The organism is Streptococcus sp. 29896, from assembly GCF_032594915.1.
GTDB lineage: Bacteria > Bacillota > Bacilli > Lactobacillales > Streptococcaceae > Streptococcus > Streptococcus suivaginalis.
On record NZ_CP118733.1, the window covers coordinates 48,990 to 62,650 of the forward strand.

The window sequence follows — 13,661 nt, forward strand, 5'->3', positions numbered from 1 at the left end:
TTGAGGGATGCAAGATGAATGCAAATTATATGTTAAAGTGTACGACGTGTAACTCATTAATGAGACTAAGAGTACAAGCTGGTTATTATAATTGGATTCCATTTGCATATGAATGTCCTGAATGTAAAGTGATGTGTAGAGGTGAGGTGTTAATAAATTCACAAGTATCTCCAGTAGATAAGAAAGGAGATGTTTTAGATAATTTATGGAATTGTAAGCGGATAAAAGATGATGAATTTGATGTAGATGATGTAGGGTATGTGATTCAGCTTTCAACAGAATTATATACCGATAAAATGTTGAAATCAGCAGGAAGTATGCACCAGATAATTCATTTGTCACCTCATATGCAATATGCAGTGTCTGGTGCAGGGGAAAAAAGTGAGCAACTACAACAATTTGTTAAAGAATTTCTGACTAATATTCGACCGAAATCGGAACTTTATACATCATTTTGGGATTTATATGAAAAATCTCCAACTTATCTTCATAAAAGAAAAAAAGAACTTAATTTATTGAGTAAAAAAGAGAAGAAGCATAAGAAGGTGAATGAGTCAGATAAAATTTCATTTCTACAGGATGTTGTATATAGAGATATTAGAGAGAGTGAATATTATAATAACATTGCTCGGAAAGTGCTAGGTCAATTGGAGACAATAAGAAAAAAGCATTATAGAGAATATAATGAATTATTTAGTTTTGTAAAAAAAGATTATGGGTCCTACGTAAAAAAAATATATACTGTTACTTCTAACTTTCTGAATTATTATAATTATATTTTGCCTGTAATGCTCAATGAAATTGTCGGAACATTTCCAATTGATGAGATAAAGGCTAAATGGGGAATTGCTCAAACTGATTTTGAGACTATCAAAAAGTATTATTCTGACAATTACGAGGATTTAAAGGATTTAATATTGATTATTATATTAATGAATAATATCAGTAATAGAGGTAAAATAAATAAATTTCATTCGGAGTTTTATACTCAATTTCCTAAAGTAGTGGAACCTGTAGAAGAAGACTTAGAAAATTTTAATAACAAAATAAAAAATGTAGGTAACAGAATTAAAGTTCTTCTTTTTGATGAAAGTAACAATGAATTTCTTAAACGAATATTTGATAATGAAGTCAGAAATAGCATAGATCATAGGGACTACTCTTACGATGCTAATGAGCAAAAAATAAGTTTTCAAAATAAAACAGATACGAAAGAATTGTATTTAATTGAATTTGGATGCACGCTGTTTTACGGATTTATTTATGCAAATATCTTGTGGGATGCTCTTATGTATATTGCAAATGAATCTGACCTAATAGAATTCAAATAATAATGTAGAAGATTAATTAAAGGAGTAAACAAAAAATGCTAACACGTTATTCCCGCCCAGAGATGGCGGCTATTTGGAGTGAAGAGAACAAGTACAAGGCTTGGTTGGAGGTGGAAATTCTCGCAGATGAGGCTTGGGCTGAGTTGGGTGAGATTCCCAAAGAAGATGTGGCCTTGATTCGTGAGAAAGCGACTTTTGACATCGACCGCATTTTAGAGATTGAAGAGGAAACCCGTCACGATGTGGTGGCTTTTACCCGTGCGGTTTCGGAAAGTCTTGGTGAGGAACGCAAGTGGGTCCATTATGGTCTGACCTCGACCGACGTGGTGGATACGGCTTACGGTTACCTCTACAAGCAGGCCAATGACATTATCCGTCGTGACCTTGAAAACTTTACTAACATCATTGCCGACAAGGCTCGTGAGCACAAGTACACCATTATGATGGGGCGGACCCACGGTGTCCATGCGGAGCCAACGACCTTCGGTCTTAAATTGGCAACTTGGTATAGCGAAATGAAACGCAACATGGAGCGTTTTGATGTGGCGGCTAAGGGTGTTGAAGCTGGTAAAATTTCAGGTGCGGTTGGTAACTTTGCCAACATCCCTCCATTTGTAGAAGAGTATGTTTGTGGCAAATTAGGCATTCGTCCGCAGGAAATTTCGACCCAGGTCCTTCCTCGTGACCTTCACGCAGAATATTTCTCAGCTCTAGCCTTGATTGCAACGTCTATCGAGCGTATGGCGACAGAAATCCGTGGACTACAAAAATCTGAGCAACGTGAAGTCGAAGAGTATTTCGCCAAAGGCCAAAAAGGCAGCTCTGCTATGCCCCATAAACGCAACCCTATCGGATCTGAAAACATGACCGGTCTGGCTCGTGTGGTGCGTGGTCACTTGGTGACGGCTTTTGAAAATGTGGCTCTCTGGCACGAACGCGATATTTCCCACTCGTCAGCGGAGCGGATTATCACGCCGGATACGACTATTCTCATCAACTATATGCTCAATCGTTTTGGCAATATCGTCAAGAACTTGACGGTCTTCCCTGAAAATATGAAACGCAATATGGAGTCAACTTTTGGCTTGATTTATAGCCAGCGTGTCATGCTCAGTTTGATTGAGAAAGGTATGACCCGTGAGGAAGCCTATGACTTGGTGCAACCAAAAACTGCGCAATCATGGGATAATCAAGTGGACTTCAAGCCCCTTCTCGAAGCGGATGAGCATGTGACAGCTAAACTTAGTCAGGAAGAAATCGATGAACTCTTCAACCCAGACTACTATGCGAAGCGTGTTGATGACATCTTTGAACGACTTGGATTATGAAAAATTAAAATTCTTTGGATTTTCCAGAGAATTTTTTAGTTTCCCTTAAGCTTGGCGAGTTATACTATATTCAAGCTAGAAATAGCGAAATTTCTTTTTCATATAATCTCCAGAAAACAGTCGGCAAGAATTAGCTGACTGTTTTTGTATAAAAAATCAAAAAATCCTTGACTCATCCCTAGGGGAATAGTGTATGCTAGGACTATCAAAACAGTTGGAGGTTGTTTATGCAGGTCAAAGATGTGGAGAAGTTGACAGGCTTGTCAACTAAGGCGATTCGGCTGTATGAAGAAAAGGGCTTGATTGAAGTGGCGAGAAATCCGCTCAACGATTACCGTGATTATTCAGAGGAAAATGTGCGGCAGCTTCGCTTGATTAAGTTGCTCCGCTATTTTGAGTATTCCCTAGCAGAGATTACGGACCTCTTAGCCTTGCCAGAGGAGGACTTGCAGTCAGCCTTGCGTGGGAAAAAGCGGGGAATCAGCCAGCAAGCAGAAGAATTGACAGACAAGGTTGATTTGTTGGACCAGGTGGTCAGGGATTTGGGTAAGAAAATGGATTGGTTGGAAGAAGCACAGGAATCCATTGCCTTTGTGGAAAGCGGTGAATTTCAAGACTTCAAACAAGATTTAGAAGATGCCTTGCTACCAAGTATTTGGATGACTCTCTTGCAGACCTTGTCGCTATCAGGTCCGATTCTCTGGCTGTTTACCCGAATCCAAGAGGGTCGTCAGGAAAATCTTTTCCTACTAGCAGTGGTTTCCCTGCTAGCAACCGCTTGGATAATGCTTCTCTGGCGAGACTACCTTGTAACCTGGTGGAAACATCGGGACAAGATCCGCCAGAAGAATCGTAGTCATGCCTGGTGGATTCCGATTGGTCTCATCTCCCTCGTAGGTGGGATTGCCTACTTTGTCCTTGTCGGCTGGTTGACCGAAAGATTTTTCCTACCAAGCGATTGGCTCTTCTATGAGTATTCGACTGGTCTGGACAAGGTTGCTATATTGTTTATCATGGCTTTTCTCGTTTTTCTTTTGGGAAAACTGGCGAGGCTGGTGAAGTTATCTTGGAAATACGGCTTGGGTCTGGCAGGCGGTTGTATCATGGTTACCGCTCTGCTGATTTCTACCACGACAGCAGTGACCGAAGACCAGATTATCGATGTCAATCTGTTGACACCGTCCAAGGAATATCTTTACAGCGATGTCAAGTCTGTCTGGACAGGCTTTGGGACCAAGCTAGTGACAGTGAACAGAGCTGAAAGGCAAGGGGAGTTTAGCTATCAAATTCAACTGGATGGGAAAAAGATTGTGTTTATGCAACCAACTGTTAATCAGAACTTGATCCCTGACGATACCTACATCGAACTAGAGGAGTTTGATCGGCGACTGATGAATTTGGGCATTCCCAAAGAAAGTTCAACAGAAGGCAGTCAGTATAATGAGTTAGATCCGCACTATTTAGAACGATTTTTACGGATTATTGAAAAGAAATAAGCGTAAATCCTGTTTTAGTTTCCCTTAAGCTTGACGAGTTATACTCTATTCAAGCTAGAAATAGCAGACTTCCTTTTCACCTAAAGGTGTCCCTAGCTCTAAGTCGCAAGCGACAAGAGCTAGGTATCATATAATCTCCTGGAAATACTGGACTCACTGAGTCTGGTATTTTCATTTTATGCTATAATGGTTTCATGACTAGAATTTTAGACATGGAACAAATGCAGGACGAGGAGTTCGTAGAACGCACTCTGCGCCCACAGAAATTAAATGAATACATCGGTCAGGACAAGGTCAAGGACCAACTGAAAATCTTTATCGAGGCAGCCAAGCTCCGTGATGAAGCCTTGGACCATACCCTTCTGTTTGGCCCTCCGGGTTTGGGTAAGACCACCATGGCCTTTGTTATTGCCAACGAATTGGGGGTCAACATTAAGCAGACCAGTGGTCCTGTTATTGAAAAAGCAGGTGATTTGGTGGCCCTTCTCAACGACTTGGAGCCTGGCGACGTCCTCTTTATCGATGAAATCCACCGTATGCCCATGGCGGTTGAGGAGATTCTCTACTCAGCCATGGAAGACTTCTACATTGACATTATGATTGGAGCAGGGGAGGCCAGTCGCTCCGTGCATTTGGAGTTACCACCTTTTACCCTGATTGGAGCGACCACTCGTGCGGGTATGCTGTCCAATCCCCTGCGAGCCCGTTTTGGTATCACTGGACACATGGAGTATTATGAACTGGCTGATTTGACCGAGATTGTCGAGCGGACAGCGGACATCTTTGACATGGAGATTACCCATGAAGCAGCTATCGAGCTGGCTCGTCGTTCCCGTGGGACCCCACGTATCGCCAACCGCCTGCTCAAGCGAGTGCGGGATTTTGCCCAGATTATGGGCGACGGCCTGATTGACGATAGCATTACGGACAAGGCCCTGACCATGCTAGATGTGGACCGTGAAGGTCTGGACTATGTGGACCAGAAGATTCTCCGTACCATGATTGAAATGTACGGCGGCGGTCCCGTCGGCCTCAACACCCTGTCGGTCAATATCGCCGAGGAGCGTGAAACGGTGGAGGATATGTATGAGCCCTACCTGATTCAGCAGGGCTTCCTTATGCGGACACGGACAGGGCGGGTCGCGACAGCTAAGGCTTACGAGCACTTGGGTTATCCCTATACGGAAAAATAATGGCAGAGCAGATGAGACGAGTAGCTAGTTTATTTGGAGATTGGCCTGAGGCAATTATTTGGACCTGTTTAGAAGGCAGAATGGGACAGATTCATGTCGATAATGCCCAGTCACCCCAGTCAGCCCTAGCTCTCTATGGACGGCAGAGCTTCTTTGGTTTTTTGGCCGGAAAACCAAATGCGGACTTGCTAAAAATGTGTGAGGGAAAGGATATTATTTTAGTACCTCAAAACCAAGCCTGGTCAGACTTGATAGAAGGGACTTACGGAGACAGTATCCGGTCCTTTACCCGTTATGCTACGAAAAAAGATACTAGTTTTGACCTTGGGCATTTGCAGAAACTGAATGATGCCCTACCTAAAGAGTTTGACCTGAAAGTGATTGACCGTAATCTGTATGATGCCTGTCTGGTAGAAGAATGGTCACGCGATTTGGTGGGCAATTATGCTGATGTGGAGCAGTTTTTAGACTTGGGTCTAGGCTATGTCATCTTGCATAAGGAACAGGTGGTGTCAGGTGCCTCATCCTATGCCAGTTATTCAGGTGGGATTGAGATAGAAGTGGATACTAGGGAAGACTATCGAGGTTTGGGTTTAGCTAGAGCTTGTGCTGCTCAGTTAATCTTAGCTTGTTTAGACCGTAATCTCTATCCTAGCTGGGATGCCCATACTCTGACTTCCTTGAAACTGGCTGAAAAATTGGGTTACCAATTGAACAAGCCCTATCAAGCATATGAATGGAGATAAGATGATACCGATATTTATTTGGGATTTGGACGGAACGCTGTTGGATTCCTATGAAGCGATTTTGGCTGGAATTCAGGAAACCTATGAACAATATGATCTTCCTTTTGACCGCGAAGAAGTAAGAAATTTCATTCTTCGCTATTCTGTCAAGGATTTGCTGGTGCGTGATGCGGACAAGTACGGTCTGGATAGCGATGAGCTTAATCGCGTACGTGCGACTTCCTTGAAGGAGAAGAATACGCAGATTCCCTTGATGGCAGGTGCGCGTGAAATTCTGGACTGGACAGCTCAGCAAGGTATTCAAAACTTCGTCTATACACACAAGAGTGACAATGCTTTTCAGGTTTTGGAGGATCTTGGCGTCCGTCACCATTTCACAGAAATCTTGACCAGTGATTCTGGTTTTGCCCGCAAACCAAGTCCAGAAGCTCTGCTATTTCTCATCGAAAAATACGGACTGGATAAAGAAAATACCTACTATATCGGCGATCGTTTGCTCGATGTAGAAACAGCTATCAACGCAGGGATTCATAGCATCAACCTGCAAATTGATGGTGTGGAGCAGAATCAAAACATCAGAGCTTTGTTAGAAATCAAAGAATTATTTGAGGATTAAGGAAATCTTAAGCTAATCGGGCTATACTATCCTTATCCTAAAACTTTTCTTTTTCATATAATCTCCTTGAAAACAGCTGGCAGTTAGCCGATCTGACACCTAGCAGTTTAATTATTAAGGTGTAATAGTAGCGAGTCAGTCCGCCTGACTCGCTTTTTCGTTATTTAGTTTTCCGATGAAGTTGTAATAAATGTCTATCTGGATAATTCGATTGCGTTTCACACCAGCTGACTTGTAAATCACAATTTCATTAATTAGTTCATTTACTATTTCAACGATTAATCTTGAAACTTGTGTGTATTTGGAAATTCTCGTCATAAACTTGGAGATATTCAAGCTATCTTATTGTTGGTTGGTGAGTTTTTCTGTTAAGGCAGAAATAGGATTAAAGTAACTCTAGGAATGATTTGGGCTGACAAATCTAGGCTAAGTTTTGTAGTATTTCATGTGATAGATTAAGCTTAAAAGTCTCATTTTATGGGATTGAAAGAATTTTCTTCATCTACACGATTCGAAGACCGATTAGAACGATTTTTACTCAAAAGTAATTTAAATATGTTCTGTTAATGCTATCTCTATATGATATAATTAAAAAGAGGTATTAAATATGTTAAGTTTAGAAATTAAAAAAATTGACATTAAAGATTTTGGTTGCTATAAAGACTACAAACAGCATAGTCGGTCAGGTATCGGTAATGATTTCAATGATGGAAGAGTTAATATTTTTTATGGCAGAAACTATTCTGGAAAAAGCACTTATTCGAAAATTTTTCAAAGTATTGAACTTAAGCAACTTCCAGAAAAGTACGGAGATATAGATTTTGAAATCAAATTAGCTAACCAGACATTTATCAAGTCAAATGAAATAGCTACTCATACATTACCTATAGATTGTAAGGTTTTTAACCAGCGATTTATTGATGATAATATTTATCTTCACAATGACAATAAATTAAATAGTTTTCAAATTTCGATAGGTAGTGATACTAATGAGACTTTAAAGAAGATTGAAGATATACAATTAAACGAACTTAAACCTAGAAATGAAAAATTGTTGCAGATTGAATCGGATATAACTGAGAAGCAAAAAAAGAAAAAAATCAGCAAAGATAGTTTAGATTCAAAACTGAGAACAACTGCTTCAAAAATCAAGAATTTAAAGAATCCCTCGGTCGTAGTTGGCAATAAATATGATATACGAGACATAAAGGAGGAGTTCAGCGAACACTCACCTCAATTTCCTATTCTACCGTCACAAAGTGACAAGGATGCTCTAGCTGAGTTAGAAAAGAAAATTAAACAAGCAAAAATACGAATTCTCGAAAAAAACATAAATAAACCTCAAAAAATAGATTTAGTTAGTTATGATAAAAATTTTAATTTTACATTGTTTTTAGAAAATACGAAGAAATTATTATCTAAAGTTGTCTCGGTAAGTAATATTTTGGATGAATATAAAAACAGTCCAAATAAAATAAATTGGATTAAGCATGGTGTTGATATTCATGGGGAAAATCCAGAGAAATGTGTGTTTTGTGGTAACAGTATTGACAGTGACTTAATTCAAAATCTAAAGTTGGCTTTTTCTGATGAGTTAAGCTCTTTGGAAAACGAATTAGCACTGCAAAATAATAGGATAAAATCAGAAATCCAAAAATTAGATTTTATTCCAAATATTAATAAAGAAGACTATTTTAATGATTCTGCAGCCGATATTCGAAATATAAATAAAGATATTAGAAATGTCATTAGCGATAGAAAAGAAGCTTTGAAAACACTTGAATCAAAGATTTTTGAAAAACAACGAGATATTTTTTCAAAAATTGAGATTAATGATTTAAATTGGAGTGATTTTTCTGAAATTCAAGTTGAGATTGACTCGCTATATAATAGCACTATTAAGCAGATAGACCAATTTGATGATAGAAAAATTAAAAGTATAGATTTTCTTCGAAGATATTATATTGTAAAAGAATTCCCCGTATCTGAGTTTACCAAACTGTCTCAAAAAGTTAACCAACTTGAAGAATATATAAATGAGAAATCCGAAGAACAGAGAGAATTAAAGGAAGAAAAAGAAAAATTTGAGCAAGATATTGTTGAACTTGAAGGCAGTTTGAAGTCAGAATCTGAAGCGGTAAAACGTATAAATATAATACTTCAAAATTCTTTAGCACATTCCGAGATATCCTTAAAATCAGTTGATGATGAGGAAGGTATATACTTCGAAGTTTCTCGTAATGAAGAAAGAGCCTATAATCTAAGTGAAGGGGAAAAATCATTAATAGCTTTTGCTTATTATATTGCAAGGTTAGAAAGTTTGTCTGTAGAAGAAAAGGAAAAAACTATCTTATTTATTGACGACCCAATTTCTAGTCTCGATGAGAATAATATTTTTTATATTTATAATCTTATCTTTAGACTTCTTGAGAAAAAGGAATTTTTGCAGTATTTTCTTTCTACTCATAATTTGGATTTTTTGAAGTATACAAATAAATTTCCTGGTAAAAATAATAAAGATTATTACTTAATAGAAAAAATAAAAGAAGCTGAGAATACACCGTCAAAGAGTTACATCAAAAAACTACCAAAATATTTATCTAACAAAGTTACAGAGTTTGTATTTCTGTTTGAACAAATATATAGAGTAGCGACGGAACAAGAAAATGAAAATAATTTTTCTGTTTTTTATAATTTTCCAAACAACGGTAGAAAATTTATTGAAACTCTTTTGTATTTTAAATATCCTGATTATAAAACAAATAATGACGATAAAATCAATAGTTATTTTGGAAATGAGAATGCTGCATTTATACAACGTATAAATAATGAGTACTCTCATGGAGAAGATAGGTTTGATAGGACTCGTAATCCAATCAACACAAGTGAATTCATACACGATGCTAGAATAATCTTAAGTGCTTTATATCAAAACGATTCAGAACAATTTAAATCATTTCTCAATAATAGTAATTTGATTCTCCCAGATTTTCTGGAAGAAAGATAAAAATTAAAAATAAGGACACTCCATTAAAGAGAGGTCCTTATTTCTATACTGCTGAGTGTCATACTGCCTTTGCCGGCTGTTTTCTGTTTGTTTTCTTCTATTATAATTAATCAAAAAGATAAGAACTTGGCTCGGTTGATATATCAGAAAAAAGTTTTTAATATTTTTTAAAAAAGGAAGCATAATCTCTTGCATTGGTTAACAGAATCTGGTAGAATGTTCTAGTGCCGTAAAATTTACGGCTGTAGCTTTGATGCAAGAGGTTGCGACACGCTCGGTTGCATTGCCACGCGACCCGTGTTGGTTTTCTTGTGGAGCTAGCCTATTATCTTAAATAGACGAAAAGGAGACAAAGATGGCAAACAAAAAAATCCGCATCCGCTTGAAAGCGTACGAACACCGTACACTTGATACAGCTGCTGCAAAAATCGTTGAAACTGCAACTCGTACAGGTGCACAAGTAGCAGGTCCAGTTCCGCTTCCAACAGAACGTAGCCTCTACACAATCATCCGTGCGACTCACAAGTACAAAGATTCTCGTGAGCAGTTCGAAATGCGTACACACAAACGTTTGATCGATATCGTTAACCCAACTCAAAAAACAGTTGATGCCTTGATGAAATTGGATCTTCCAAGTGGTGTGAACGTAGAAATCAAATTGTAATCTGATTTCTAATTGAGCACAGGCTAAACTCTGTGTATCTTGATTTGAGCATGAAAAACGCTCGTTAAAAACTTTTTAATACAAAATAAGAAAAGGAATATTTTTCTCATGACAAAAGGAATCTTAGGGAAAAAAGTGGGAATGACTCAAATCTTCACTGAATCTGGTGAATTTATCCCTGTTACTGTCATCGAAGCAACTCCAAACGTTGTTCTTCAAGTGAAAACAGTTGAAACTGATGGTTATGCAGCAGTTCAAGTTGGTTTTGATGACAAACGTGAAGTATTGAGCAACAAACCTGCCAAAGGCCATGTAGCTAAAGCTAACACAGCTCCTAAGCGCTTCATTCGTGAATTCAAAAACATTGAAGGCTTGGAAGTTGGACAAGAAATTACAGTTGAAACTTTCGCAGCTGGTGATGTTGTTGATGTAACTGGTACATCTAAAGGTAAAGGCTTCCAAGGTGTTATCAAACGCCATGGTCAATCACGTGGTCCTATGGCTCACGGTTCTCGTTACCACCGTCGTCCAGGTTCTATGGGTCCTGTTGCACCTAACCGTGTATTCAAAGGTAAAAACCTTGCAGGTCGCATGGGCGGCAACCGTGTAACAATTCAAAACCTTGAAGTTGTACAAGTTGTTCCAGAAAAGAACGTTATCCTTATCAAAGGTAACGTACCAGGTGCTAAGAAATCTCTTATCACTATCAAGTCAGCAGTTAAAGCTGGTAAATAATAAGGAAAGGGGAAATCAGTCGAAATGGCAAACGTAACATTATTTGACCAAACTGGTAAACAAGCTGGTGAAGTAGTTCTTAACGATGCGATCTTTGGTATCGAGCCAAACCAAGCAGTTGTATTTGATGTGATCATCAGCCAACGTGCTAGCCTTCGTCAAGGCACTCACGCAGTTAAAAACCGTTCAGCAGTCTCAGGTGGCGGACGCAAACCATGGCGTCAAAAAGGAACTGGACGTGCTCGTCAAGGTTCTATCCGTTCACCACAATGGCGTGGCGGTGGCGTAGTCTTCGGACCAACTCCACGTTCATACGCGTACAAACTTCCACAAAAAGTTCGTCGCTTGGCACTTAAATCTGTTTACTCAGAAAAAGTTGCTGAAAACAAATTTGTAGCTGTTAACTCACTTGAATTCACAGCTCCAAAAACTGCTGAATTTGCAAAAGTACTTGCAGCATTGAGCATTGATTCTAAAGTCCTTGTTATTCTTGAAGAAGGCAACGAATTCGCAGCTCTTTCTGCTCGTAACATCCCAGGAGTTAAAGTTGCAACTGCAACAACTGCAAGCGTACTTGACATCGCAAATGCAGACAAACTTCTTGTAACTCAAGCAGCTATCTCTAAAATTGAGGAGGTTCTTGCATAATGAATTTGTATGATGTTATCAAAAAACCTGTCATCACAGAAAGCTCAATGGGCCAACTCGAAGCAGGCAAGTATGTATTTGAAGTTGACACTCGTGCACACAAACTCTTGATCAAGCAAGCTGTTGAAGCTGCATTCGAGGGTGTTAAAGTTGCAAATGTTAACACAATCAACGTGAAACCTAAAACAAAACGCGTAGGTCGTTATGTAGGTCGCACAAACAAAGTGAAAAAAGCAATCATCACATTGGCTGCTGATTCAAAAGCGATCGAATTGTTCGCTACAGCTGACGCTGAATAATCAAAGGAGGAATTAACGTGGGTATTAAAGTTTATAAACCAACGACAAATGGCCGTCGTAACATGACTTCTTTGGACTTCGCTGAAATCACAACAAGCACTCCAGAAAAAAGCTTGCTTGTTGCTTTGAAGAGCAAAGCTGGTCGTAACAACAACGGTCGCATCACTGTTCGTCACCAAGGTGGCGGTCACAAACGTTTCTACCGTTTGGTAGACTTCAAACGTAACAAAGATGGCGTTGAAGCAATCGTTAAAACTATCGAGTACGATCCAAACCGTTCAGCAAACATCGCTCTTGTACACTACACAGACGGTGTTAAAGCTTACATCATTGCTCCTAAAGGTCTTGAAGTTGGTCAACGCATCGTTTCAGGCCCAGAAGCAGATATCAAAGTTGGTAACGCACTTCCACTTGCAAACATCCCAGTCGGTACTGTTGTTCACAACATCGAGTTGAAACCAGGTCGCGGTGGTGAGTTGGTTCGTGCTGCTGGTGCATCTGCACAGGTTCTTGGTCAAGAAGGTAAATACGTTCTTGTTCGCCTTCAATCAGGTGAAGTTCGTATGATCCTTGGTACTTGCCGTGCTACTGTTGGTACTGTAGGTAACGAACAACATGGCCTTGTTAACCTTGGTAAAGCAGGTCGTAGCCGTTGGAAAGGTATCCGTCCAACAGTTCGCGGTTCTGTAATGAACCCTAACGATCACCCACACGGTGGTGGTGAAGGTAAAGCACCAGTTGGTCGTAAAGCACCATCTACACCATGGGGTAAACCAGCTCTTGGTTTGAAAACTCGTAACAAGAAAGCTAAATCTGACAAACTTATCGTTCGTCGTCGCAACCAAAAATAATCTATTCTTAGTTGCTTAGCATTCTATATCATCCGCCAACTCGGTAGCCCGCTATGCGGGCAAGCCGCTGTGGTACATATTTTAAAGGAGAAAACACTAAAATGGGACGTAGTCTTAAAAAAGGACCTTTCGTCGATGAGCATTTGATGAAAAAAGTTGAAGCTCAAGCAAACGACGAAAAGAAAAAAGTAATTAAAACTTGGTCACGTCGTTCAACGATCTTCCCAAGTTTCATCGGTTATACAATCGCAGTTTACGATGGACGTAAACACGTACCTGTATACATTCAAGAAGACATGGTAGGTCACAAACTTGGTGAATTTGCACCAACTCGTACTTACAAAGGTCATGCTGCTGACGACAAGAAAACTCGTCGTAAATAATTTAGGAGGAAAACACAATGGCAGAAATTACTTCAGCTAAAGCAACTGCTCGCACAGTACGTGTTTCACCTCGTAAATCACGTCTTGTCTTGGATAACATCCGTGGCAAAAGCGTAGCAGACGCAATCGCAATCTTGAAATTCACACCAAACAAAGCTGCAGGCATTATCGAGGGAGTTTTGAACTCAGCAATCGCTAACGCTGAAAACAACTTTGGTTTGGAAAAAGCTAACTTGGTAGTCAGCGAAGCATTCGCAAACGAAGGACCAACGTTGAAACGTTTCCGTCCACGTGCGAAAGGCTCTGCTTCACCAATCAACAAACGCACAGCTCACATCACTGTAGTTGTGGCAGAGAAATAAGG

15 protein-coding genes are annotated in these 13,661 nt (G+C 39.4%); 14 read left to right on the top strand and 1 reads right to left on the bottom strand.

Annotated elements, in window-relative coordinates:
- Nucleotides 1-14 precede the first annotated feature (14 nt).
- The 6 genes from PXH68_RS00295 (at nucleotide 15) to PXH68_RS00320 (ending at nucleotide 6,710) form a co-directional block, all read left to right on the top strand.
- A complete protein-coding gene (locus PXH68_RS00295) occupies nucleotides 15-1,331 on the top strand; it encodes a hypothetical protein (protein ID WP_248028196.1) in 1,317 nt (438 codons plus the stop codon).
- A 35-nt stretch (nucleotides 1,332-1,366) separates the two neighbouring features.
- Nucleotides 1,367-2,659, top strand: a complete 1,293-nt coding sequence (gene purB, locus PXH68_RS00300; RefSeq protein ID WP_248028197.1) for an adenylosuccinate lyase — start codon at nucleotides 1,367-1,369, stop codon at nucleotides 2,657-2,659.
- Nucleotides 2,660-2,886: 227 nt separating this feature from the next.
- Nucleotides 2,887-4,155: a MerR family transcriptional regulator gene (locus tag PXH68_RS00305; protein ID WP_248028198.1), complete on the top strand. Its 1,269-nt coding sequence runs from the start codon at nucleotides 2,887-2,889 to the stop codon at nucleotides 4,153-4,155.
- A gap of 194 nt (nucleotides 4,156-4,349) precedes the next feature.
- Complete coding sequence (gene ruvB, locus PXH68_RS00310; RefSeq protein ID WP_248028199.1) at nucleotides 4,350-5,348, top strand: Holliday junction branch migration DNA helicase RuvB; 999 nt, start codon at nucleotides 4,350-4,352, stop codon at nucleotides 5,346-5,348.
- Nucleotides 5,348-6,094, top strand: a complete 747-nt coding sequence (locus PXH68_RS00315; RefSeq protein WP_248028200.1) for a GNAT family N-acetyltransferase — start codon at nucleotides 5,348-5,350, stop codon at nucleotides 6,092-6,094. Before ruvB ends, PXH68_RS00315 begins: the two co-directional genes overlap by 1 nt.
- A 1-nt stretch (nucleotide 6,095) precedes the next feature.
- On the top strand, nucleotides 6,096-6,710 hold the full coding sequence (locus PXH68_RS00320; RefSeq protein WP_248028201.1) for an HAD-IA family hydrolase: 615 nt from the start codon (nucleotides 6,096-6,098) through the stop codon (nucleotides 6,708-6,710).
- Between the two features lie 135 nt (nucleotides 6,711-6,845).
- Here PXH68_RS00320 and PXH68_RS00325 read toward each other — a convergent pair whose 3' ends face one another.
- Nucleotides 6,846-7,028: a DUF4368 domain-containing protein gene (locus PXH68_RS00325; RefSeq protein ID WP_172016751.1), complete on the bottom strand. Its 183-nt coding sequence runs from the start codon at nucleotides 7,026-7,028 to the stop codon at nucleotides 6,846-6,848.
- A gap of 289 nt (nucleotides 7,029-7,317) precedes the next feature.
- On the opposite strand from PXH68_RS00325, the gene PXH68_RS00330 reads away from it, so the two are divergent.
- The 8 genes from PXH68_RS00330 (at nucleotide 7,318) to rplV (ending at nucleotide 13,659) form a co-directional block, all read left to right on the top strand.
- Complete coding sequence (locus tag PXH68_RS00330) at nucleotides 7,318-9,717, top strand: AAA family ATPase (protein WP_172016753.1); 2,400 nt, start codon at nucleotides 7,318-7,320, stop codon at nucleotides 9,715-9,717.
- 355 nt (nucleotides 9,718-10,072) lie between these two features.
- Nucleotides 10,073-10,381 (top strand): 30S ribosomal protein S10, encoded by a 309-nt coding sequence (gene rpsJ / locus PXH68_RS00335; protein ID WP_014735259.1) that lies wholly within the window; start codon nucleotides 10,073-10,075, stop codon nucleotides 10,379-10,381.
- 108 nt (nucleotides 10,382-10,489) lie between these two features.
- Entirely contained in the window at nucleotides 10,490-11,116 is a 627-nt protein-coding gene (gene rplC / locus PXH68_RS00340) for a 50S ribosomal protein L3 (protein WP_011921686.1), read from the top strand.
- 24 nt (nucleotides 11,117-11,140) lie between these two features.
- Nucleotides 11,141-11,764 carry a 50S ribosomal protein L4 gene (gene rplD / locus PXH68_RS00345; RefSeq protein ID WP_004195490.1) on the top strand — a complete coding sequence of 208 codons (624 nt, stop codon included), beginning with the start codon at nucleotides 11,141-11,143 and terminating at the stop codon, nucleotides 11,762-11,764.
- Nucleotides 11,764-12,063 (top strand): 50S ribosomal protein L23, encoded by a 300-nt coding sequence (locus PXH68_RS00350; protein ID WP_004195491.1) that lies wholly within the window; start codon nucleotides 11,764-11,766, stop codon nucleotides 12,061-12,063. The genes rplD and PXH68_RS00350 overlap by 1 nt, the downstream gene beginning before the upstream one ends.
- A gap of 17 nt (nucleotides 12,064-12,080) precedes the next feature.
- Nucleotides 12,081-12,914, top strand: coding sequence for a 50S ribosomal protein L2 (gene rplB, locus PXH68_RS00355; RefSeq protein WP_002936663.1), 834 nt, complete (start codon nucleotides 12,081-12,083; stop codon nucleotides 12,912-12,914).
- 101 nt (nucleotides 12,915-13,015) lie between these two features.
- Nucleotides 13,016-13,297: a 30S ribosomal protein S19 gene (gene rpsS, locus PXH68_RS00360; protein ID WP_000533766.1), complete on the top strand. Its 282-nt coding sequence runs from the start codon at nucleotides 13,016-13,018 to the stop codon at nucleotides 13,295-13,297.
- A gap of 17 nt (nucleotides 13,298-13,314) precedes the next feature.
- Complete coding sequence (gene rplV / locus PXH68_RS00365) at nucleotides 13,315-13,659, top strand: 50S ribosomal protein L22 (RefSeq protein ID WP_002936662.1); 345 nt, start codon at nucleotides 13,315-13,317, stop codon at nucleotides 13,657-13,659.
- Nucleotides 13,660-13,661 lie beyond the last annotated feature (2 nt).

Excerpts from the sequence above, each read along its gene's own strand:
- PXH68_RS00315 (WP_248028200.1), top strand. The coding sequence starts at position 5,348 with ATGGCAGAGCAGATGAGACGAGTAGCTAGTTTATTTGGAGATTGGCCT.
- rplV (WP_002936662.1), top strand. The coding sequence starts at position 13,315 with ATGGCAGAAATTACTTCAGCTAAAGCAACTGCTCGCACAGTACGTGTT.
- purB (WP_248028197.1), top strand. The coding sequence starts at position 1,367 with ATGCTAACACGTTATTCCCGCCCAGAGATGGCGGCTATTTGGAGTGAA.
- rpsJ (WP_014735259.1), top strand. The coding sequence starts at position 10,073 with ATGGCAAACAAAAAAATCCGCATCCGCTTGAAAGCGTACGAACACCGT.
- PXH68_RS00350 (WP_004195491.1), top strand. The coding sequence starts at position 11,764 with ATGAATTTGTATGATGTTATCAAAAAACCTGTCATCACAGAAAGCTCA.
- rplD (WP_004195490.1), top strand. The coding sequence starts at position 11,141 with ATGGCAAACGTAACATTATTTGACCAAACTGGTAAACAAGCTGGTGAA.
- PXH68_RS00320 (WP_248028201.1), top strand. The coding sequence starts at position 6,096 with ATGATACCGATATTTATTTGGGATTTGGACGGAACGCTGTTGGATTCC.
- ruvB (WP_248028199.1), top strand. The coding sequence starts at position 4,350 with ATGACTAGAATTTTAGACATGGAACAAATGCAGGACGAGGAGTTCGTA.
- PXH68_RS00325 (WP_172016751.1), bottom strand. The coding sequence starts at position 7,028 with ATGACGAGAATTTCCAAATACACACAAGTTTCAAGATTAATCGTTGAA.
- rplC (WP_011921686.1), top strand. The coding sequence starts at position 10,490 with ATGACAAAAGGAATCTTAGGGAAAAAAGTGGGAATGACTCAAATCTTC.
- PXH68_RS00330 (WP_172016753.1), top strand. The coding sequence starts at position 7,318 with ATGTTAAGTTTAGAAATTAAAAAAATTGACATTAAAGATTTTGGTTGC.
- rpsS (WP_000533766.1), top strand. The coding sequence starts at position 13,016 with ATGGGACGTAGTCTTAAAAAAGGACCTTTCGTCGATGAGCATTTGATG.
- PXH68_RS00295 (WP_248028196.1), top strand. The coding sequence starts at position 15 with ATGAATGCAAATTATATGTTAAAGTGTACGACGTGTAACTCATTAATG.
- PXH68_RS00305 (WP_248028198.1), top strand. The coding sequence starts at position 2,887 with ATGCAGGTCAAAGATGTGGAGAAGTTGACAGGCTTGTCAACTAAGGCG.